Source organism: Streptomyces halobius, from assembly GCF_023277745.1.
Classification (GTDB): Bacteria; Actinomycetota; Actinomycetes; order Streptomycetales; family Streptomycetaceae; genus Streptomyces; species Streptomyces halobius.
The window spans coordinates 7,413,762-7,434,899 of sequence record NZ_CP086322.1 but is presented as its reverse complement, the minus strand read 5'-3'; the positions used below and the strand labels follow the sequence as shown (position 1 = coordinate 7,434,899).

The window sequence follows — 21,138 nt, the reverse complement described above, 5'->3', positions numbered from 1 at the left end:
TCTGGGCCGGGCGGGCACCACAAGGCATGATGCATGCGCCGACTACGGGAGGACGCTGTGCCTGCTTCACCCCATGCCCTTGACGAGACCTTCCTGGCGCTGCCGTTGAGCGCGCTCGCCGATGCCGCGCTGGCGCGGGCCCGCGCGCTGGGCGCCGAACACGCCGACTTCCGCCTGGAGCGGGTGCGCAGCGCGGCCTGGCGGCTGCGGGACGCACGGACGTCCGCGACCTCGGACACCACCGACCTCGGGTATGCCGTACGGGTGGTGCACGGCGGGGCCTGGGGCTTCGCGTCCGGCGTGGATCTGACGATGGACGCGGCGGCGCGGGTGGCGTCCCAGGCGGTGGCGATGGCGAAGCTGTCGGCAAAGGTGGTCCGGGCCGCGGGCTCGGACGAGCACGCTGTGGAGCTGGCACCCGAACCGGCCCACCCGGGCCGTACCTGGGTCTCCTCGTACGACATCAACCCGTTCTCCGTGCCGGACGCCGAGAAAACCGGGCTGCTGGCGGAGTGGAGCGCACGGCTGCTGGCGGCGCCGGGCGTGGCGCACGCGGACGCGTCGCTGATGACTGTCCAGGAGAACAAGTTCTACGCGGACACCGCGGGCACCAGCACCACGCAGCAGCGGGTGCGGCTGCATCCGGAGCTGACGGCGGTCGCGGTGGACCCGGTGAGCGGCGAGTTCGACTCGATGCGCACCCTCGCGCCGCCGGTCGGCCGCGGCTGGGAGTATCTGACCGACGGCCGCTACGACTGGGACGGTGAGCTGGCCCGGATCCCGGAGTACCTCGCCGAGAAGATGCGCGCGCCGAGCGTCGAGGCCGGGACGTACGACCTGGTCGTGGATCCGTCCAACCTGTGGCTGACGATCCATGAGTCGATCGGCCACGCGACCGAGCTGGACCGGGCGCTGGGCTACGAGGCGGCGTACGCGGGCACCTCGTTCGCCACCTTCGACCAGCTGGGGAAGCTGGCGTACGGCTCCGAGATCATGAATGTGACGGGCGACCGGACCGCCGAGCACGGGCTGGCGACGATCGGCTACGACGACGAGGGGGTGGCCGCGCAGTCCTGGGACCTGATCCGGGACGGAACCCTGGTCGGCTATCAACTCGACCGCAGAATCGCCCGGTTGACGGGGTTCCCACGCTCCAACGGGTGCGCGTTCGCGGACTCGCCGGGCCATGTGCCGGTCCAGCGGATGGCGAATGTCTCGCTCCGGCCGGCGCCGGACGGGCCGTCCACGGAGGAGCTGATCGCGGGGGTGGAACGCGGCATCTATGTCGTCGGCGACCGCTCCTGGTCGATCGATATGCAGCGGTACAACTTCCAGTTCACCGGTCAGCGGTTCTTCCGCATCGAGAACGGGCGGCTGGCCGGGCAGCTGCGCGATGTCGCCTATCAGGCGACGACCACCGACTTCTGGGGCTCGATGACCGCGCTGGGCGGGCCGCGGACGTATGTGCTGGGCGGCGCCTTCAACTGCGGGAAGGCGCAGCCGGGGCAGATCGCCGCCGTCTCACACGGCTGTCCGTCGGCCCTCTTCGAGGGTGTCAACATTCTCAACACGACGCAGGAGGCGGGTCGATGAGCGGTCGCCGGGATTCGGCCGGGGGTCCGGCGCGCGGCGAAGCCGCACTTGGCCGCAGTGTCCCCCCGGACAGCACAGCCCACACGACGCAGGAGGCCGGCCGATGAGTCCCCGGAGCAATCCGCCGCACCAGATCGTCGAGCGAGCCCTGGAGCTCTCCCGGGCCGACGGCTGCGTCGTCATCGCCGATGAGCACTCCAGCGCCAATCTGCGCTGGGCGGGCAACGCGCTCACCACCAACGGCGTCACCCGTGGGCGGACGCTGACCGTCATCGCGACCGTGGACGGCGGGCAGGGCACCGCGTCCGGTGTGGTCTCGCGTTCGGCGGTGACCGCGGACGATCTGGAGCCGCTGGTACGGGCCGCGGAGGCGGCGGCCCGGGACGCGGGTCCGGCCGAGGACGCTCAGCCGCTGGTCACCGGCACCAAGGCGTCCGACGACTTCACCGGCCCGCCCGCCGAGACCTCCTCGGAGGTCTTCGCGGGCTTTGCGCCGACGCTCGGCGAGTCCTTCCGGCAGGCCCGCGCGGGCGGCCGGGAGCTGTACGGCTTCGCCTACCACGAGATCGTCTCGTCCTATCTGGGCACCTCGGCCGGGCTGCGGCTGCGGCACGACCAGCCCACCGGGACGCTGGAGCTGAACGCCAAATCCGCAGGTTCTGGCGCGGCCGCAGCACGCTCGGCCTGGGCCGGCCGGGCGACCCGTGACTTCACCGACGTCGACCCGCGGGAGCTGGATGCCGAGCTGGCCCGGCGGCTGGGCTGGGCCGAGCGGCGGATCGAGCTGCCGGCCGGGCGCTACGAGACGCTGCTGCCGCCGACCGCCGTCGCGGACCTGCTGATCTACCAGCTGTGGTCGTCGTCGGCCCGCGACGCCGCCGAGGGCCGTACGGTCTTCTCCAAGCCGGGCGGCGAGGACGAAGAGGCGGCGGCGCGGCCCGGGGCGGGTACCCGGCTCGGCGAGCGGCTGTCCGGGCTGCCGCTGACCCTGCGCAGCGATCCGGGGGCGCCCGGCCTGGAGTGCGCGCCGTTCGTGCTGGCGCATTCCTCCGGCGACGACGCGTCCGTCTTTGACAACGGGCTGCCGCTGCCGGCCACCGAGTGGATCCGTGACGGGGTGCTGAACCGGCTGGTGACCACCCGGCACACCGCCGGGCTGACCGGCCTCCCGGTGACGCCCGGTGTCGACAACCTCCTTCTGGAGGCGGGCGGTTCACGTTCCCTGGACGAGATGGTGGCGGCCGCCGGGCATGACGGTCCCACGCTGCTGCTGACCTGCCTCTGGTACATCCGCGAGGTCGATCCGGCGACCCTGCTGCTGACCGGGCTGACCCGGGACGGCGTCTATCTGGTGGAGAACGGCGAGGTCGTCGGCGAGGTCAACAACTTCCGCTTCAACGAGTCGCCGGTGGATCTGCTGTCCCGGGCGGTGGAGGCGGGCCGTACGGAGCGCACGCTGCCGCGCGAGTGGAGCGACTACTTCACCCGGGCGGCGATGCCTGCGCTGCGTATCCCGGACTTCAATATGAGTTCGGTCAGCCGGGGCGTATGAGCGAGCACGGCATGGGAGTACCCCCGGCCGGGGGCTGGGGAGTTTCGGCATGAGCGGGGCGGCGGCTCCGGCACGGGCGCGGGGCGGGCGGCGGGCCCGGGGCTAATAGACTGGGCGCTTGTCCTCCCCCTGTGGGAACAACGATCGATCAGGAACGCCATGACACGCCTCGGCGAATCCGTCGCCCGCGCCAGCACGCTGCTCTCCGCCGACCTCTCCTCGGACGCGACCGTCCAGGAGCTGCTCAAGGAGACGGGCGCGCGGCGCTATCTCGACCTGACGGACCTGCCCGCCAAGGAGCAGGCCGAACTGATCGCGTCCCGTACGGTCGAGGTCCTGCCGGGTGTGGACAAGCTGGCCGAGCGCATCGAGGAGCGCCGCGCGGCGGGCAAGGGTCTGCACATCAAGCTGGGCATCGACCCGACGGCGACCGATGTGCACCTGGGGCACGCGGTGCCGCTGATCATCCTCAGCCGGTTCCAGCGGCTGGGCCACGACGTCACGCTGATCATCGGTGACTTCACCGCGAAGATCGGCGACCCGTCGGGGCGTACCGCCGAGCGGCCGCCGCTGACCGACCAGGACATCGCACGGAACCTCGCCACCTACCGCGAGCAGGTGCGTCCCTTCTTCGACTTCGAGAAGGTCCGCTTCCGGCAGAACAGCGAGTGGCTGGCGCCGTACACCTTCCCCGAGCTGCTCGCCCTGCTCGCCCAGGTGCCCGCCTCGCAGCTGCTGCAGCGCGAGGACTTCCGCAACCGTCTCGCGTCCGGCTCCGGTCTGACCATGACCGAGCTGCTGTACCCGATCGCCCAGGGTCTGGACTCGGTGGCGCTGGAGTGCGATGTGGAGCTGGGCGGATCCGACCAGCTGCTCAATCTGCAGATGGGCCGCAAGCTGATGGAGCTGCGCGGGCAGCGGCCGCAGCTGGTGGTGACCATGCCGCTGATCGAGGGCACGGACGGCACCGGCGCCAAGATGTCCAAGTCCAAGGGCAATTACGTCGGGCTGAACGCTCCCGCCGACGATGTCTTCGGCAAGATCATGTCGGTGCCGGACCGGCTGATGGAGCCGTACCTCAAGGCGTGGACGGAGTGGACGGACGAGGAGATCGAGCTGGTCCTGGGCCGGGTCACGGACCGGTCGCTGCACCCGATGGACCTCAAGAAGGTCCTCGCCGGTGAGGTCGTCACCGCGCTGTACGGCGTGGACGCGGCGATGGCGGCGCGGGCCGGGTTCGTCGCGCAATTCTCGAAGAAGTCGTTCGCGGATGTCGGCACGCTGCCGGTGGTGGACCTCGCCGAGCACTCCTCGGAGACGGTGGCTGCGGTGCTGACGCAGGTGCTGGAGTTCACGCCCAGCGCTTCGGCCGCCCGGCGGCTGGCCAAGCAGAACGCGCTGCGGCTGGTCGTGGAGGGCGAGGCGGGGCAGGAGACCGTGGTGCTCGCCGAGGCGGATGCGGCGCGGCCGCTGGGTGAGGTGCTGGCCGAGAAGCTGGGGGGCGCGGCGGGGACGGTGTACCTGAAGGCCGGGCGGAAGCTGGCGCACGTCGAAGGGCGCTGATGCGCGGATGTGACGGTGGCCGGCGCGTGCTGCGCGCCGGCCACCGGCGTGTTTTCGTGTCCGCTGGATGCCCCGGCCGTGGCTCGCCGTTTCCAGGTGATCCGGCCGATGCCGCTACCTGATCCGGCCTTTGGTGCCCCGTAGGGCCACCCAGAGGCGGTCACCCACCCCGACGATGAGCACGGCGCCGATGAGCTGCAGCAGGTGACGGACCCAGTCGATGCCCGGGGTGTCCCGGACTCCGATGCCGGTGGCCAGCCAGTTGCCCAGGACGGCGCCGAGCATGCCGAAGATCACGGTGAGCCAGAGCGGGATCGCCTGCTTGCCGGGGATGACGGCCTTTGCGATCAGGCCCAGGGCCAAGCCCACAATGATGGCCCACAACCACGTCATGTCGCCTCCTGATCGAACACGTAAGGGTGCTCCGTCAGTGTCGCTCCGCATCACCTACGGCGCACGCGGGACAGGGCCGTACGCAAGGTGTGCTGCGGTACCTGGCCGTACGGCGGCACGACCCGGTCTCGAAGGCGGCGGAGCCGCGGCGTACCGTGGAAGGTGACCGGAGAGCGGGGAGAATCCGGCGCGACTGACCAGGTGGTGGAACGTGATGCGGAAGCACACCGGCGGCGAGACCTTCCGGATCACAGGGGCTCGCCAAGGGCTGTCGGAGGATGTGCGGGGGCGGCAGCGCCGTTATGTGATCTCGATGGCGGTGCGGACGGTGGCCGTGGTGCTGACCGTCGTGCTGTGGAACATCGAGCGTCCTGTCGCCATTGCGACGCTGGTGCTGGGCCTGGTGGTGCCCTATATCGCGGTCGTCATCGCCAACGCGGGCCGGGAGAACGTCCCTTCGCTGCCGTCGACGTTCGTGACGACACCGCCCCGGCCGATGCTCCCCCGCGGAGATGCGGAACCGGTTCCGGAGGGGCAGGCCGCGGACGCGTCGGACGCCCGGAGCGACCAGAACTGACCCCTACAGGTCTGCAAAGCTCAAGAAAAGCTCAGATCAATCATGCGGATCCGGTGCACCACGCACCATTCCCCGTGACATACTGCGTACGCGCTCCGCATCCCCCGTCGGAGCGACGGACCGACGCCGGGCGGCTCCCCCCGTGGCTGCCCGGCGTCGTCATGTCCGAAGGACCAAGTCCGCAGTCGAAGGGCCCAGCGTCCGCGGTCACGGGACGTAGGGTTGAGGCGTGAACTCCCCGAACTCCGCCGACAGCGCCGTCATCTGCTCCGCCAAGGGCTGCCGCGCCGCCGCCGTATGGGTGCTGGCCTGGAACAACCCGAAGCTGCACACTCCGGACCGCCGGAAGACCTGGCTGGCGTGCGACGCACACCGGGAGCATCTGTCGCAGTTCCTCGGCGTGCGGGGCTTTCTGAAGGATGTGGTGACGCTGGAGGAGTGGGAGGCGTCTGGGCGTTAGGGCTTGGGCGCGGCGCACTCCGAGCCGGCCCCACGCGGGCTACCCGCCGATCGCCGACATCGGGCGGTCCGGCTGGAGGAAGGAGGGGTCGTCCAGGCCGGAGCCCGCCTTCTTGCCCCACATGGCGAGTTTCCAGATGCGGGCTATCTCGGCGTCGGGCGCGCCCGAGCGCAGCGCCGTGCGCAGATCGGTCTCCTCCGTCGCGAAGAGGCAGGTGCGGATCTGGCCGTCGGCGGTCAGGCGGGTGCGGTCGCAGGCACGGCAGAACGGGCGGGTGACGGAGGCGATCACGCCGACGCGGTGCGGGCCGCCGTCCACAATCCAGCGCTCGGCGGGCGCGGAGCCGCGGTCGTCCTGGGGCTCGGGGGTCAGCTCGAAGCGGGTGCGCAGGGAGGCGAGGATGTCGCCGGCGGTGATCATGCCGTCGCGCTGCCAGCCGTGCTGGGCGTCCAGCGGCATCTGTTCGATGAAGCGGAGCTCGTAGTCGTTCTCGACCGCCCAGGCCAGGAGAGCGGGGGCCTCGTCGTCGTTGAGGGACGGCATGAGGACGGCGTTGACCTTGACCGGGGTGAGGCCGGCGGCGCGGGCCGCTTCCAGGCCCTGCAGAACGTCCGCATGGCGCTTGCGGCGGGTCATCTTCTGGAAGACGTCCGGCCGGAGGGTGTCGAGGGAGACATTGACGCGGTCCAGGCCGGCGGCGCGCAGGGCGGTGGCGGTGCGCTGCAGGCCGATGCCGTTGGTGGTCAGCGACATCTCGGGGCGGGGGGTGAGCGCCGCGACGCGCTCGACGATGCCGACCAGACCGGGGCGCAGCAGCGGCTCGCCGCCGGTGAAGCGGACCTCTTCTATCCCCAGGTCGCGCACGGCGATGTCGATCAGACGGACGATTTCGTCATCCGTGAGCAGATCGGGCTTGGCGAGCCATTGCAGTCCCTCTTCGGGCATGCAGTACGTACATCGCAGATTGCAGCGGTCGGTGAGCGAAACGCGCAGGTCGGTGGCCACGCGACCGTAGGTGTCGATGAGCACTGGGCCCCCTGCCCGCAGTGGTGGATCAGTTCTCTTCGAGACTACGCGATGGGTACGACAGCAGGCAGGTCTGAGAAGCACGAGGTGGGCGGGGTGGCGTCGTAGAGAGCTACGACGCCACCCCGCCCGGGGGACTGTGGGGATGGCTCAGCGTGTGAGGGACGGGTCAGCGCGAGCCGGACGGTTCAGTGCGCTCCGGTGCCGGTCAGCGAGCGGACCTCCAGTTCGGCGTACTTCTTGGCGTCCGGCTTTTCCCTGGAGAGCAGGGAGCCCAGCCAGCCGAGCAGGAAGCCCAGCGGGATGGAGATCAGGCCCGGGTTCGCCAGCGGGAAGAAGTCGAAGTCGGCGGCGGGGAACATCGAGTTCTCCTTGCCGGAGACCACCGGGGAGAAGAGGACCAGGAGGACGGAGGAGAGGAGTCCGCCGTAGATGGACCAGAGGGCGCCCTGGGTGGTGAAGCGCTTCCAGAACAGGCTGTAGAGGATCGTCGGGAGGTTGGCGGAGGCGGCGACCGCGAAGGCGAGGGCGACCAGGCCGGCGACGTTCAGGCCGCGGGCGAAGACGCCCAGGATGATCGCCACGGCGCCGATGCCGATGGTCGCCCAGCGGGCCGCGCCGACCTCCTCCTGCTCGGTGGCCTTGCCCTTGCGGATGACGTTGACGTACAGGTCGTGCGCGAAGGACGAGGACGAGGCGAGGGTGAGGCCGGCGACCACGGCGAGGATCGTGGCGAAGGCCACCGCGGAGATGACGGCGAGCAGGATGGCGCCGCCGGTGGAGCCGGGGCCGCCGCCGATCTCCTGGGCGAGCAGCGGGGCCGCGGTGTTGCCCGCCTTGTTGGAGGCCGTGATGGTGCCGGGCTTGATGAGGGCGGCGGCGCCGAAGCCGAGCGCGATGGTCATCAGGTAGAAGACACCGATGATGCCGATAGCCCAGTTCACGGACTTACGGGCGGCCTTGGCGGTGGGCACGGTGTAGAAGCGGATGAGGATGTGCGGCAGGCCCGCGGTGCCCAGGACGAGGGCCAGGCCCAGCGAGATGAAGTCGATCCTGGATGTGGCGGAGGCGCCGTACTTCAGGCCCGGTTCGAGGAACGCGGCGCCCTTGCCGCTGTTCTCGGCGGCGGCGCCGAGCAGCGTGGAGATATTGAAGTGGAACTTGACCGCCACCAGGAACGTGATGAGCAGAGTGCCGGCGATCAGCAGCACCGCCTTGACCATCTGGACCCAGGTGGTGCCCTTCATACCGCCGATGGTGACGTAGAGGATCATCACGATGCCGACGATGACGACGACCAGGATCTTGCCCGCCTCGCTGGTGATGCCGAGCAGCAGGGTGACCAGGGCACCCGCGCCGGCCATCTGGGCGAGCAGATAGAAGATGGAGACGACGATGGTGGAGGTGCCGGCGGCCGTACGGACCGGGCGCTGCCGCATCCGGTAGGCGAGGACGTCACCCATGGTGAACCGGCCGGAGTTGCGCAGCGGTTCGGCGACCAGGAGGAGCGCGACGAGCCAGGCCACGAGGAAGCCGATGGAGTAGAGGAAGCCGTCGTACCCGAAGAGGGCGATGGCGCCGGCGATGCCGAGGAAGGACGCGGCGGACATGTAGTCGCCGGAGATGGCCAGGCCGTTCTGGAATCCGCTGAACTGCCGGCCGCCGGCGTAGAAGTCGTCCGCGCCCTTGGTCTGCCGGCCGGCCCAGACGGTGATGCCGAGGGTGGCGGCGACGAAGACCGCGAACAGGGTGATGATCAGCGGGCGGTGCTCACCCGCGCCGCCGGCCGCGAACTGGAGCGCGAGGGGCTGCTGGGTGAGGTTCATGCGTCGCCCTCCAGGCGGGACTTGATGGCCTCGGCCTTGGGGTCGAGCTTGTTCGCGGCGTGCCGGGAGTACCACCAGGCGATCAGGAACGTCGTGGCGAACTGGGCGACGCCGAGGACGAAGGCGACGTTGACATGGCCGAAGAGCTTGAGCCCCATCAGCCCCCCGGCGTAGCTGGAGAGCAGTACGTAGCCGAGGTACCAGAGGACGAAGGCAAGGGTCAGCGGGAAGGTGAACGAGCGGTGCGCGCGGCGCAGTCGGGCGAATTCCGCGCTCGACTGCACTTCGGTGTAGTCGGGCGGCCCATGCGTTCCCGAGTCCTTGGGCGGTGCGATGCTCACGGCATCTCCTGAGGCGTAGGGGGCTGGTGGAAAGAGACGATAAAGCCTGGGTAAGTGATCCGGATCACGCATGGTAGGGCGGCGGCAATCGATGCGACAGGGGGAGGTTGGTTGAAAACCCAAGAACCACACGGAAGAACCCGGTGGAATGGCCGCACCGACCGCCACCGCTCGCGGGGCGCTTCGTTGAGCCGGGTGTGACTCCGCCGTCCTCGCAGGCCCCGCAGCCGTCCGGTTCCCCTCGGCGCCCGTACGGCAGCGTGCGGCTGCCGGCCCCGCTCGCCGTCGCCCCGGCGGTACGGCGACCGGCCGGCGCGGAGCCGCGTCGCTGGTACGGCCCCCGGATCGCGCTGCCGCCGCTGAGCATCGGCACGCTGCGCCGTCCGTCCTGAGCCACGCGAGCACCCTGAGGGCGTGCCCGTCACCGGCGCCCGTCACGGTGCGCGTACGGGGAAGGCCTCATTGACAACACATCAGTTTGCGGTCTCTAAGGGGAATTTCTCGCATTCCATTGCTGTTCCTCAGTGATCGCCGATAACTTCACGTGTCATGCACCCGCCTGTGCGCGACCCGCGCACGGGCGGTCTCACGGATGATGTGGAGTACCCCCATATGGCACATCCCCGATACAGACGGGCGTGCGCGCTGGCCGTACCGCTCGGACTGGCTCTGACGGCATCCCTCGGCTTCCTCCCGAACGCGGCCACCGCCGCTTCCCCGGATTCCGTCCCCGCGGCCGCCGTTTCGACCGACGGCCCGCTGCTGTCGTACGTCGTGAACACCACGCCGGACCACGCCACGGTCGGCAAGGTGAGGAAGGCGATAGCCAGGGCCGGCGGGAGGGTGGTCACCGCTCATGAACAGATAGGCGTGATCGTCGTCCACTCGGCCAACCCCCGATTCGCCGCGACCCTACGGGGCGTGGACGGTGTGCAGTCGGCGGGTGCGACCCGTACCGCGCCGCTCAAGCCGTCCGGCACCACCGACGTCGGCAAGCCGCAGAAGATGGACCTGCCGAAGTCGCAGCTCAAGGCGGCCGGTGCGGCGGCGAAGGCGAGCGGCCAGGAGCCGCTGGAGTCGCTGCAGTGGGACCTGCCCGCGATCAAGGCCGACAAGGCCGCGGCGGTGAACCCCGGCAGCAAGAACGTCACCGTCGCCGTCATCGACACCGGCGTGGACGACACCCACCCCGATCTGAAGCCCAACTTCTCCGCCAAGCAGTCCGCCAACTGCGTGGGCGGCGTGGCCGATACCTCCAAGGGTTCCTGGCGCCCCTATGACCCGGAGAACGACTACCACGGCACGCATGTCGCCGGTTCGATCGCCGCGGCCCGCAACGGCGTCGGCGTGGCGGGGGTCGCTCCTGGCGTGAAGATCTCCGCCATCAAGGTCAGCGAGCCCGAGACGAGCCTGTTCTTCGCCGAGAGCGTGGTGTGCGCCTTCGTCTTCGCGGCCGACCACGGCGTCGAGGTCACCAACAACAGCTATTACGTCGACCCGTGGATGTTCAACTGCAAGGACGAGGCCGACCAGGCCGCCATCGTCGACGCCGTCGGCCGGGCCGCGAAGTACGCCGAGCGCAAGGGCGCGATCAATGTCGCCGCGGCCGGCAACTCCGGACTCGACCTGGCGGCCGACGAGCTCGTCGACACATCGAGCCCCAACGACTCGACCCCGGCCTCGCGCACCATCGACCCGAAGAAGTGCTGGGACGTGCCCGCCCAGCTGCCCGGCACGGTGACCGTCGCGGCGACCGGCGTCAACAAGCTCAAGTCGTACTACTCGAACTACGGCCTCGGCCCGATCGATGTGGCGGCCCCCGGCGGCGACCGGAGGCAGGTCCCGGAGCTGCCGGCCAAGAACGGCAACATCCTCTCCACGATGCCGGGCGGCGACTGGGCCTATCTGGCCGGTACGTCCATGGCGTCACCGCATGTCTCGGGTGTCGCGGCGCTGTTGAAGAGCACGCATCCGAAGTCGAGCCCGCAGGAGATCCAGTGGCTGCTCAAGGCGCAGGCGGACAACCCCGGCTGCCCCAAGGGCGACGCCACCTGCACCGGCACGAAGCATGTCAACAGCCACTTCGGCTATGGCATCGTCGACGCGCTGGACGCCGTAAAGGAGTGACGGCGAAGAAGTAGGCCCGATCGGTGACGAAGCAAGCCGTGTGAGGTGACTTCACTGGAGGGCCGGGTGGTTCGCCGCCCGGCCCTCCGGTCTGTCCGCGGCGGCCCGCAGCACCCCTTCGGCCAGGGCGAACTGGGCCGCGGCATAGGTGAGCATGATCCAGAACTGGGGTGCCGGCAGCTGCGGCCAGTGGGCGAGCCCACTGGCGATCAAGGTGTCCGAGAGCAGGAAGAGCAGCCCGCCGAGCGCCGCCCGCGGCCCCGCCCGGAGGGCACCGAACGCCATCGTGGTGAGCAGCAGGCTGTAGCCCGCCACCGGGATCCGCAGTTCGGGCGGCAGGTCCGGCCACAGCAGCGCCACGGTGCCGGCCAGTACGGCGGCGTACGCACCGGCGACCGCGGCCGTACGGGACCGCCGCCCGGTGATGGGTGCCCCGTGTCGGGCGAACAGCACCAGGTAGCAGAGGTGCCCGGCGGCGAACGAGCCCATCCCCAGCAGGAACGCCGTGTCGCCGCCGATCTGGAGGAAGGTGTCGCCGCCGCAGCCGAAGAGCAGCGCACCGGCCAGCAGCGGCGGGCCGCCGCGCGCGAGAACATGACCGGCGAGCAACGGCATCAGCGCGGGTTTGGTGAGGTGGACGGCGGTGTCGGCGAAGGCCGCGACTCCGCCGTCCGCCGCCGTGGCCACGAGGAGGCCGGCGAGGTGGACGGCGGCCGGCGCGGCGAAGGCGAGGAGCAGCATCCGCGCGATACGCGGCCGACGTGCTGCAGGGGTCACGCGGTGCGCTCCCCGACGGCGGCGCGCTCCTTGCCCCGCCGTCCGGCCGGACCGGTGGGCGCGCTCCCCGAAAGGCCCTCCGCCTCAAGGGGGTTGATCGCCGGCTGCCAGCCCGGCCCGCGGAACACCCGCCCGACGCGCTCGCGCCAGCTGCTCGCGGCCCGTATGTCGCGCGCGATGGCGACGTACTCATGGGTGGCGACCCGCAGCGGGTTGTATGTCTCGATGTTCTTGGTGAGGCCGTAGACCGGTCGCTCGGTCTCGGGGACGAACGAGCCGAACATCCTGTCCCAGATGATCAGGATGCCGCCGAAGTTACGGTCCAGGTAGCCGCCCTGCGAGGCATGGTGGACGCGGTGGTGCGAGGGCGTGTTGAGCACGAACTCGAAGGGCCGGGGCAGTGTGCCCACCCGCTCCGTGTGCACCCAGAACTGGTAGACGAGGTTGGCCCCGGAGCAGAACGCGACGGCCGCCGGGTGCACGCCGAGCGCGATCATCGGGACGTAGAACGGCCAGACGGTCCAGGTCGTCCACGGCTGCCGGAGCGCGGTGGTGAGGTTGAACTTCCGGCTGGAGTGGTGCACCACATGGCAGGCCCACAGGATGCGGATGACGTGGTGCCCGCGGTGCGACCAGTAGTAGAAGAAGTCCTGCGCGAGCAGCATCAGCAGCAGGGTCCACCACAGCACGGGGACGCGCAGCGGGGTGAGCTCGTAGAACGCGGCGTAGATCGCCACGATCGGTATCTTCCACAGCGCGTCGAACACCAGGCTGCCCAGTCCCATGCCGACGCTGGCGGCCGCGTCCTTGGCTGCGTAGCCCGCCGCGTCCTCGTCGGGATGCAGCCGGTAGCTCACCATCTCCACCACGGTGAGCAGGACAAAGGCCGGTACGGACCACAACACGACATCGGGCAGGTGCGGCATGTCCCGCACCATAAAGGCGGTGACAGCGGTGCCGCTAGGGGTTGTTACCGAGAAGTATGTGAGACGGGGTGTCAGCGGCGCGGAGGCGGCTTACCGCCGGTAGCGACGGCCGGTACGGCCGGGAGTCAGGGCCTGTCCGCCCCTGACCCACCGGACAGGCCCTGGGGACCGCGCCGCTGCCACCCCGTACCGCCGTCACCTCCATCTACTGGCACATCGGCAACCGCGAGTCGCTGCTGGACGCCCTGGTGGAGCGCACCGTCCAGGAGATGGGCGCGATCCGTCCCACCGGGCGCACACCGCACGCGCGTATCGTCTCGTCGGTCGGCCGCGCGCTGCGTACGGCGCTGCGCGAGCGTCCGCAGCTGATCGCGATGGTGCACGAACGCGGTCTGACGGAGCGGATGTTCCTGCCCGCACAACGGGCACTGGTCCATGGGGCGCACGCCGCGGGGCTGCACGGGGAGCTGGCGGCCGAGATGGTGCGCGCCATCCAGTACCAGGTCGTCGGCTTCGTCCTGGTCGAGCGCAACCGCGAGCGTTCGCCGGAACAATGCCCCAGCGAGGGTGAGTTGTGGGCCTCCCCCACGGCCGGGCAGGATCCGGCACTGGCCCGCGCGCTGGCCGCTCCCGTCGACGCCGAACAGCTCTTCCTGGTGTCGCTCGAAGCGCTGGTGACGTCCTTGCTGGGGGCGGGAGGGGGCGGGCGTGGGGGCGGGTCGGGCACGGCGTAGCACGCGAGCCGGGCACGGCGTAGAGCCAGGCCACGAATCCAGGCCACCACACCAGCCCCCACCCATAGGCGAAACCAAGCCACCACACCAGCCCCCACCCGAAGGCGAAACCAGACCACTACACCCGCCCACCCCCGAAGGGGGGTGGGTGGCGGGGAAAACAAGCGGCGCGAAAGACAAGCGGCGGAAAACAACGGCCACGCGACATTCGGCGCAACCCGCGACGCAAACCGCAACGCAAAACGCGGCGGGAAACCACCGCAGTTCGGTGGCTGTCAGTGGTGGCCCTTATCCTCAGTGACTATGCTCGAAGACCGCATGGCAGCAGACCGCTCGATCGCGCCGAAGATCGGGCAGCAGCCGGGGCCGCAGACGCCGCCGGCTCCCTGGCCGTCCGACTATCCCCAGGGATACGCCGTCGTCGACGTGGAGACCACGGGCCTGGCCCGCGACGACCGCATCGTCTCCGCCGCCGTGTATCAACTCGACGCACAGGGCACGGTCCAGGACCACTGGTACACCCTGGTCAACCCGCAGCGGGATCCGGGCCCCGTCTGGATCCACGGTCTCACCAGCGGGGTGCTCGCCGACGCCCCGCTCTTTCCGGAGATCGTCCCGGAGCTGTCCAAGCGCCTGGAGGACCGGGTGCTGGTCGCGCACAACGCGATGTTCGACTGGTCGATGATCGCCCGTGAGTACGCCCGCGCCTCGGCGGTCGCCCCGGTCCGCCAGCGGCTGTGCACCATCGCGCTCTCCAAGGAGCTGCGGCTGCCGCTGCCCAACGACAAGCTGGCGTCCCTCGCCGCCCATTACGGCGTCGTGCAGCAGCACGCCCACCACGCGCTGGACGACGCCCGGGTGCTCGCCGAGGCGTTCCGTCCCAGCCTGCGGCGGGCCGCCCGGGAGCGGCTGCGGCTGCCGCTGCTGAGCTGCCAGCCGTTGACGGAGTGGTCGGACACCCCGTCACCCAGGCGGCACTCCTCCGCGACGTCCTACCGCCCCACCTCCTGGCGCCCGTCCCGCAAACGCCCGGCGTGCCCGTATCCCAACCCGGGGCGCTATGAGGCGGGCGGCCGGCTCGTCCAGGGGATGCGGGTCGCCTTCTCCGGCGATACGTCCGTGGACCGCGAGCTGCTGGAGGACCGTGCGATCGAGGCCGGGCTCCATGTCGCGACGAGCCTGTCCCGGCTGACCAGCCTGCTGGTGACCAACGACCCCGACGCGCAGACCTCCAAGGCCGCCAAGGCCCGCGCGTTCGGCACGGTCGTGATCGACGAGGCGGCCTTCATGCAACTGCTGCAGGACGTACGGCCGGCCGCCCCAGCCCAGCCGCCTGCGTCCGGGTGAAGCCCGGCCAACACGCCCCTCGGCGCTCGCCCCGCCCCGGCCCCGCCCCCACCCTGTGGCGCATGGCACGTTGTGAGGTCTGCGGAAACGATTACGGCATGACGTTCGAGGTGCATGCGCAGGGCGCGGTGCATGTCTTCGACTGTTTCTCCTGCGCCATTCACCGCATGGCGCCGATCTGTGAGCACTGTCGGTGCCAGATCATCGGCCAGGGTGCGGAGGTCAACGGGAAGTTCTATTGCGGTGCCCACTGCGCCCGCGCGGACGGAAAGGTGGGCATCGTCGATCACGTCTGAAACCGGAGAGAGTCCGACCGCCGGACGTCGCGCCACGGCACGACGTCCCTCCGATCGACGGTCCCCGGGCAGGCCCCCCTGCCCGGGGACCGTCGCGTCCCAGGTACCGTCGAGCCGTGTACCGCTTCCTGTTGTCCCGGCAGTGGGTGATCCTCACCCTCGTGGGCCTCGTCCTGATCCCCGTCATGATCGAGCTGGGATTCTGGCAGTTCCACCGCCATGAGCACAGGGTCGCGCAGAACCGGCTCATCGCGGACAGCCTGGCCGCCGAGCCGGTCCCGGTCACGGATCTGACGTCCCCCGGCCGGACGCTGCCCCGGGACGACATGTGGCGCCCGGTCACCGCCACCGGCACCTACGACACCGCGCACGAGGTCGTGGTCCGCCAGCGGACCGCCGCCGACGAGCACAGCATCGGCTACTACGTCGTGACCCCGCTGGATCTCGACCACGGCGGCACCGTCCTGGTCAACCGCGGCTGGATCGCGGCCGGCAACGACCTCACCGAATTCCCCAGCGTCCCGGCCGCCCCCAAGGGCAGGATCACCGTGACCGGCCGGATGATGGCCGACGAGACCACCGCCAACAGCGGCATCAAGAACACCCAGGGCCTGCCCACCCGCCAGGTCATGCTGATCAACAGCGCCGAGCAGGCGAAGCGGCTGGGCCGGACGGTGCTCGGCGGCTATATCGAGCAGACCGCGCCCGAGCCGGCCGGCGGCAAGCCGGAGCTGGTGCCCGAACCGGACCACGACAGCATCGGCCCGCACATGGCGTACGCGATCCAGTGGTGGCTGTTCGCGGCGGCCGTGCCGGTCGGCTGGGTCGTCCTGGTACGCCGCGAGCGCCGCGACCGGGCGGCGGCGTCCGCCGAGGGACGGGCACCGGAAGCGGCGGAGACCGAAGCGGCCGAAGCGGCGCCGGCCCCGTAGCCCGGACAGCCGCCCGCACCGCGTAGCGCTCCCGCCCGCCGGGAAGATCCGCTGCGTGCATCCACCTCTAGAGGACTACGCGCTCATCGGCGATCTGCAGACCGCCGCGCTCGTCGGCCGCGACGGCTCCATCGACTGGCTGTGCCTGCCCCGCTTCGATTCGGCCGCCTGCTTCGCCGCCCTCCTCGGCAGCCGCGACAACGGCCACTGGCGGCTGTCCCCCCGGTCCGCCGAGGCCCGGCCGCGGCGCGCCTACCGCGGCGATTCGCTCGTCCTGGACACCGTGTGGGAGACCCCGGACGGCAGCGTCAAGGTCACCGACTTCATGCCGCAGCGCGAACGGATGCCCGACGTCGTACGGATCGTCGAGGGCGTCCGCGGCAGCGTCGAGATGCACGGGGAGCTGCGGCTGCGGTTCGACTACGGGCGGGTGGTGCCCTGGGTGCGGTACGACCAGGGCTCCCGGGTCGCGATCGCCGGGCCCGACTCGGTGTGGCTGCGCACCCCGCAGCAGTGCAGCACCTACGGGAAGGACCTCAGCACCCGCTCGGACTTCACCGTCGCCGCCGGTGAACGCGTCGCGTTCGTGCTGACCTGGCACCCCTCGCACCAGCCCCGGCCATCCCGGATCGACCCGTTCGAGGCGCTCGACTGCACCCTGGACGACTGGCATGCCTGGTCCGCGCGCTGCCGCTACGACGGTCCGTACCGCGACGCCGTGATCCGCTCGCTGATCACCCTCAAGGCGCTCACCTACGCGCCCACCGGTGGCATCGTCGCGGCCCCCACCACCTCGCTGCCCGAGGAGCTCGGGGGCGTCCGCAACTGGGACTACCGCTACTGCTGGCTGCGCGACGCCAGCCTCACCCTGAACACCCTGGTCTCCGCCGGGTATCTGGAGGAGGCCGGCGCCTGGCGGGACTGGCTGCTGCGCGCGGTGGCCGGCGCACCCGACGATCTGCAGATCATGTACGGGCTGGCCGGCGAGCGACGACTGCCGGAGGCCGAGGTTCCCTGGCTGCCCGGCTACGCCGCCTCCACGCCCGTACGCATCGGCAACGCCGCCGTCGAGCAGCGCCAGCTCGATGTCTACGGCTCAGTGCTGAACTGCTTCCACATCGCGCGCACCGCCGGGCTGCCGCCGCAACCGCACGCCTGGAACATCCAGCGCGCGCTGGTGGACTACCTGGAGTCCACCTGGCGCGAACCCGACGAGGGACTGTGGGAGGTCCGCGGGCCGCGCCGGCACTTCGTGCACTCCAAGGTGATGGCCTGGGTCGCCGCGGACCGGGCGATCCGCGCGGTCGAGGCGTATCCCAGGCTCCGCGGGCACGTCGAACGCTGGCGGGCGACGCGCGCCGAGATCCACCGCGAGGTCTGTGAGCAAGGCTACGACGCCGAGCGCGGCACCTTCACCCAGTCCTACGGCTCCACGGAACTGGACGCGGCGACCCTGCTGATCCCCCGCGTGGGCTTTCTGCCGGGCAGCGATCCACGGGTCACCGGGACCGTCGACGCGGTGCGCCAGGAGCTGTGCGACGGCAGTCTGGTACGCCGTTACAGCACCGAGGGCCGGTCGGTCGACGGTCTGCCGGGCGGCGAGGGCGCCTTCCTGGTCTGCTCGTTCTGGCTGGCCGACGCGCTGGCCCTGACCGGGCGCCACGACGAGGCCCGCGCCCTGTTCGAGCGGCTGCTGACGCTGCGCAACGACGTGGGGCTGCTCGCCGAGGAGTACGACCCGGCCGCCCGGCGTCAGCTGGGCAACTTCCCGCAGGCATTCAGCCATGTCGGCCTGGTGGGGACCGCCTTCGGACTGCTGGGCGAGTAAGCCCGGTATGCCCTTCCGGCTCGCTGGGGCACCTCCCGGCGAGCCCCGCCCTGCGGGCGGACAAAGGGACACCGGGCCTACTCGCCCGGACGGCCCGGGGGCAGACTAGGGCCATGGATCTTGGACTCACCGACCGGACGTACATCGTCACCGGAGCGACCCGCGGCCTCGGGTTCGCCACCGCCCGTGAACTGGTCGCCGAAGGCGCCAATGTCGTGGTCACCGGACGCGGCGAGGAGAGCGCCGTCACGGCGGCCGCCTCGCTGGGCGAGCGCGCCCTCGGGGTCGCCGCCGACAACGCCGCACCGGACGCCGCCGCGCGCCTGGTGGCGGCGGCCCGCAAACGGTTCGGCCGCTTCGACGGCGTCCTGATCAGCGTGGGCGGCCCTGTGCCGGGCGGGGCCGTCGACAACACCGATGAAGAGTGGCAGGCGGCCTTCGAGTCGGTCTTCCTGGGCGCGGTACGGCTGGCCCGCACCGCCGCGGCCGAGCTGGACGAGGGCGGCGTGATCGGCTTTGTGCTGTCCGGCTCCGTGTATGAGCCGATCGCCGGCCTGACCATCTCCAACGGCCTCCGCCCCGGCCTCGCCGGCTTCGCGAAGTCGCTCTCCAACGAGCTGGGCCCGCGCGGCATCCGCGTCATCGGCGTGCTGCCCGGCCGGATCGCCACCGACCGGATGACGCAGCTCGACGCGCTCTCCGGGGACCCGGAAGGCACCCGTGCCCGCAACTCCGCGTCGATTCCGCTGGGCCGGTACGGCACGCCCGGGGAGTTCGGCCGGGCCGCGGCGTTCCTGCTCTCGCCGGCCGCCTCGTACGTCACGGGGGTGATGGTGCCGGTGGACGGCGGCGCCCGGCACGGGTTCTGACGCGGGGCCGGTGGGGCGGGGGCGTCGGGTGCGACGGGAGGCGCGGCCGGTGCCGGCAGGCGCGAACGCGTGACGGAGTGGCCGGGGCAGCGCGGCCGTGCCAGACGGCGTGGCAGGGCCAGACGGCGTGCCGGGCGGCCGGGCGAGCCTGGCCGACGGCCCCAGTCGGCCCGTCGGCCGCCCGCTCGGCGGCCGCTAGCTGACCCGCTCCGCCCGGTGGCCCACCGCGCGCAGCCGGACGTCCGCCGGCAGCCGGTCGAGCCCCGCCGAAGCACGGGCGTGCGCGACCGACTCGTCCGCGAGACGCAGCAGGACGGTGCCCGGGTCGGCGTGCGGTACGAGTGTCAGCACGGCCCGCACCCTCGGCTGCGTCCGGCGTCCGGTCAGTTGTACCCCGGCCCGGTCCACGCCCTCCAGCGCTTCCGTCTCGGCCGCCAGGACGGCTTCCAATGCCCGGCCGCGCATCAGGGCGCCCTCACCGTCACCGCTGTCGACGAGGATCTCGTTCAGCCGGTGCCGGCGGAGCTGGGCCAACAGCCACCACAGCAGGAGCAGGACGAGGACGGCGAGGGCGGCGATGACGGTGGGCCACCACCAGCCGGTGTCCGTCCAGCGGGTGCGGTTCTCCTCGCTGAGCAGGACGTCGTCGGGCCTGGTCCAGGGCCAGTCCTCGGGCAGACCGAGGTGCCACCGGGCGGCCAGGTCCAACCCGCCGAACAGCACCGTCCCTCCGGTGCCCACCAGCACCACGCCGGTCAGGCCCAGCAGCACCCGGTTGACGGTCCTCAGGACCTGACGCATCGTTTCGCTCACCTCTTCCTCGGGCGCCGGACATCGACGAACAGGCCCAGCCGGTGGGCGAGCCCCAGCTCGTGCAGACCGTCGGCGAGCGCCTCGTCCAGGTCGACGCGGACCTCGTCCAGCTCGCGGAAGTGCGAGACGACCCGGGCCGTGGCCTTGCGGCGGGTGACGGTCATCCGTACGGACTGGACGCCCGCGACCTCCATGGCGCGGTCGCGCAGCACCAGTGCGGCGGCCGAGCGGTCGAGTCCCGCCCGGATGCCGGGGGTGGTGTGCCGCATCGGCAGCACCTGGCGCAGGCCCGGGGTGACGGCCAGCACGATCAGCCAGATCCCGAGGAGCAGCACGGCCGCCGCGGCGGCGATCAGCCACACGCTGTCGAGGGACCGGGTGGCCAGTTGGTCGGCGATCCAGCGGCGCCAGGACATCGCGGGGCGGCCGGTGCGTACCGCGGCCACGTCGTAGAGCAGCAGTCCCGTGGCGCCGAGCAGCAGCCCGGCGACGAGGGCGGCCGGTACCCGGCGGGCCGACCAGAACCGCCGGGCCCGGTCGTGGTCCCCGGTGCTGGCGTGGGCCGCCGACGATGTCGACTGCTCCCACCCGTCCGTAGAGTCCGGCCGTTTGTCGAGCGTGGGCAGCCGCCGGGTGTCGGCCGGCTCCGCGTCGTCACTCATGCCGAAGCCTCGCTTCGCCCGGCCCCGCATTCGCGAGGCGCGCACCTCTCAACCTTTCTCCCCCAGCCTCCGGCCGGGGGACCCCCGTGCTGCACTCGCTCATCGCACCCTCCCGCGGTCCGTGGTGTCCAGCAGCGGTGAGTGCAGACGCTCGACGTCCACCGCGACGTGGGGCACCTCCATGCTCGCCAACGCCCATACCCGCTCGGCGACTTGGCGACGCACAGCGCGGCACTGCGTACCGATGTCGGACGGATAGCCCAGTTCGACGGCCACCCGCACCCGGGCCTCGCCGAAGTGCCGCTGGCCGTCCCGCCGGTGCACGGTCACCGTCGCATGCGCGTCGGTGGGCGCGCTGAGGGCCGCCGTGCGCAGCGCCTCGCGCGCCGCCTGGGCGGCGATCTTCGCCACCACCCGGTCAGCGATCCTCGTGGCGCCGCGCTCCCCCGCCGGTACGGGTGGGACGGCGGCGTCCCGGCGGACGGCTGGCACCCGG

Annotated in this window: 21 protein-coding genes and 1 pseudogene; 13 read left to right on the top strand and 9 right to left on the bottom strand. The window is 71.2% G+C overall.

Annotation, left to right across the window (positions count from 1 at the left end; genetic code table 11):
- Positions 1–33 precede the first annotated feature (33 nt).
- The 3 genes from K9S39_RS33700 (at position 34) to tyrS (ending at position 4,708) form a co-directional block, all read left to right on the top strand.
- On the top strand, positions 34–1,593 hold the full coding sequence (locus K9S39_RS33700) for a TldD/PmbA family protein (RefSeq protein ID WP_248867104.1): 1,560 nt from the start codon (positions 34–36) through the stop codon (positions 1,591–1,593).
- Positions 1,594–1,696: 103 nt separating this feature from the next.
- Entirely contained in the window at positions 1,697–3,145 is a 1,449-nt protein-coding gene (locus K9S39_RS33695) for a metallopeptidase TldD-related protein (protein WP_248867103.1), read from the top strand.
- Positions 3,146–3,304: 159 nt separating this feature from the next.
- Positions 3,305–4,708 carry a tyrosine--tRNA ligase gene (gene tyrS, locus K9S39_RS33690; RefSeq protein ID WP_248867102.1) on the top strand — a complete coding sequence of 468 codons (1,404 nt, stop codon included), beginning with the start codon at positions 3,305–3,307 and terminating at the stop codon, positions 4,706–4,708.
- A 114-nt stretch (positions 4,709–4,822) separates the two neighbouring features.
- On the opposite strand, the gene K9S39_RS33685 is transcribed toward tyrS, so the two are convergent.
- Entirely contained in the window at positions 4,823–5,101 is a 279-nt protein-coding gene (locus tag K9S39_RS33685) for a GlsB/YeaQ/YmgE family stress response membrane protein (RefSeq protein WP_248867101.1), read from the bottom strand.
- 214 nt (positions 5,102–5,315) lie between these two features.
- On the opposite strand from K9S39_RS33685, the gene K9S39_RS33680 reads away from it, so the two are divergent.
- Both K9S39_RS33680 and K9S39_RS33675 read left to right on the top strand, forming a co-directional pair.
- Positions 5,316–5,678 (top strand): DUF3099 domain-containing protein, encoded by a 363-nt coding sequence (locus tag K9S39_RS33680; RefSeq protein WP_248867100.1) that lies wholly within the window; start codon positions 5,316–5,318, stop codon positions 5,676–5,678.
- 229 nt (positions 5,679–5,907) lie between these two features.
- Positions 5,908–6,138 (top strand): hypothetical protein, encoded by a 231-nt coding sequence (locus K9S39_RS33675; RefSeq protein ID WP_248867099.1) that lies wholly within the window; start codon positions 5,908–5,910, stop codon positions 6,136–6,138.
- 39 nt (positions 6,139–6,177) lie between these two features.
- On the opposite strand, the gene moaA is transcribed toward K9S39_RS33675, so the two are convergent.
- From moaA to K9S39_RS33660, 3 genes are all read right to left on the bottom strand, one after another.
- Entirely contained in the window at positions 6,178–7,167 is a 990-nt protein-coding gene (moaA, locus tag K9S39_RS33670) for a GTP 3',8-cyclase MoaA (protein ID WP_248867098.1), read from the bottom strand.
- A gap of 185 nt (positions 7,168–7,352) precedes the next feature.
- Positions 7,353–8,990 carry a solute symporter family protein gene (locus tag K9S39_RS33665; protein ID WP_248867097.1) on the bottom strand — a complete coding sequence of 546 codons (1,638 nt, stop codon included), beginning with the start codon at positions 8,988–8,990 and terminating at the stop codon, positions 7,353–7,355.
- A complete protein-coding gene (locus tag K9S39_RS33660) occupies positions 8,987–9,331 on the bottom strand; it encodes a DUF485 domain-containing protein (RefSeq protein ID WP_248867096.1) in 345 nt (114 codons plus the stop codon). Before K9S39_RS33660 ends, K9S39_RS33665 begins: the two co-directional genes overlap by 4 nt.
- A 197-nt stretch (positions 9,332–9,528) precedes the next feature.
- Here K9S39_RS33660 and K9S39_RS33655 point away from each other — a divergent pair, with 197 nt between their 5' ends.
- Together K9S39_RS33655 and K9S39_RS33650 are read left to right on the top strand one after the other, a co-directional pair.
- Positions 9,529–9,723, top strand: coding sequence for a hypothetical protein (locus K9S39_RS33655; RefSeq protein WP_248867095.1), 195 nt, complete (start codon positions 9,529–9,531; stop codon positions 9,721–9,723).
- 220 nt (positions 9,724–9,943) lie between these two features.
- Positions 9,944–11,458, top strand: coding sequence for a S8 family serine peptidase (locus tag K9S39_RS33650; protein ID WP_248867094.1), 1,515 nt, complete (start codon positions 9,944–9,946; stop codon positions 11,456–11,458).
- Positions 11,459–11,509: 51 nt separating this feature from the next.
- Here the strand turns inward: K9S39_RS33650 and K9S39_RS33645 are convergent, their stop codons facing one another.
- Both K9S39_RS33645 and K9S39_RS33640 read right to left on the bottom strand, forming a co-directional pair.
- Positions 11,510–12,199: a lysoplasmalogenase gene (locus K9S39_RS33645; protein WP_406708180.1), complete on the bottom strand. Its 690-nt coding sequence runs from the start codon at positions 12,197–12,199 to the stop codon at positions 11,510–11,512.
- Positions 12,200–12,231: 32 nt separating this feature from the next.
- Entirely contained in the window at positions 12,232–13,161 is a 930-nt protein-coding gene (locus K9S39_RS33640) for a sterol desaturase family protein (protein ID WP_248867092.1), read from the bottom strand.
- 188 nt (positions 13,162–13,349) lie between these two features.
- Here K9S39_RS33640 and K9S39_RS33635 point away from each other — a divergent pair.
- From K9S39_RS33635 to K9S39_RS33610, 6 genes and pseudogenes are all read left to right on the top strand, one after another.
- Positions 13,350–13,895: pseudogene (locus K9S39_RS33635) on the top strand (TetR/AcrR family transcriptional regulator C-terminal domain-containing protein); the annotation flags it as partial.
- Positions 13,896–14,192: 297 nt separating this feature from the next.
- Positions 14,193–15,242: a DEDDh family exonuclease gene (locus K9S39_RS33630; RefSeq protein WP_406708061.1), complete on the top strand. Its 1,050-nt coding sequence runs from the start codon at positions 14,193–14,195 to the stop codon at positions 15,240–15,242.
- 62 nt (positions 15,243–15,304) lie between these two features.
- Entirely contained in the window at positions 15,305–15,538 is a 234-nt protein-coding gene (locus K9S39_RS33625) for a hypothetical protein (protein WP_248867090.1), read from the top strand.
- 116 nt (positions 15,539–15,654) lie between these two features.
- Complete coding sequence (locus tag K9S39_RS33620) at positions 15,655–16,470, top strand: SURF1 family cytochrome oxidase biogenesis protein (protein ID WP_248867089.1); 816 nt, start codon at positions 15,655–15,657, stop codon at positions 16,468–16,470.
- Between the two features lie 55 nt (positions 16,471–16,525).
- Complete coding sequence (locus tag K9S39_RS33615; protein WP_248867088.1) at positions 16,526–18,298, top strand: glycoside hydrolase family 15 protein; 1,773 nt, start codon at positions 16,526–16,528, stop codon at positions 18,296–18,298.
- A 113-nt stretch (positions 18,299–18,411) separates the two neighbouring features.
- Entirely contained in the window at positions 18,412–19,167 is a 756-nt protein-coding gene (locus K9S39_RS33610; protein WP_248867087.1) for an SDR family oxidoreductase, read from the top strand.
- Between the two features lie 195 nt (positions 19,168–19,362).
- On the opposite strand, the gene amaP is transcribed toward K9S39_RS33610, so the two are convergent.
- The 3 genes from amaP to K9S39_RS33595 form a co-directional block, all read right to left on the bottom strand.
- On the bottom strand, positions 19,363–19,968 hold the full coding sequence (gene amaP, locus K9S39_RS33605; RefSeq protein ID WP_248867086.1) for an alkaline shock response membrane anchor protein AmaP: 606 nt from the start codon (positions 19,966–19,968) through the stop codon (positions 19,363–19,365).
- Between the two features lie 8 nt (positions 19,969–19,976).
- Positions 19,977–20,642 carry a DUF6286 domain-containing protein gene (locus K9S39_RS33600; RefSeq protein ID WP_248867085.1) on the bottom strand — a complete coding sequence of 222 codons (666 nt, stop codon included), beginning with the start codon at positions 20,640–20,642 and terminating at the stop codon, positions 19,977–19,979.
- A 99-nt stretch (positions 20,643–20,741) separates the two neighbouring features.
- Positions 20,742–21,134, bottom strand: a complete 393-nt coding sequence (locus K9S39_RS33595) for an Asp23/Gls24 family envelope stress response protein (RefSeq protein ID WP_248867084.1) — start codon at positions 21,132–21,134, stop codon at positions 20,742–20,744.
- Between the last annotated feature and the right edge of the window lie 4 nt (positions 21,135–21,138).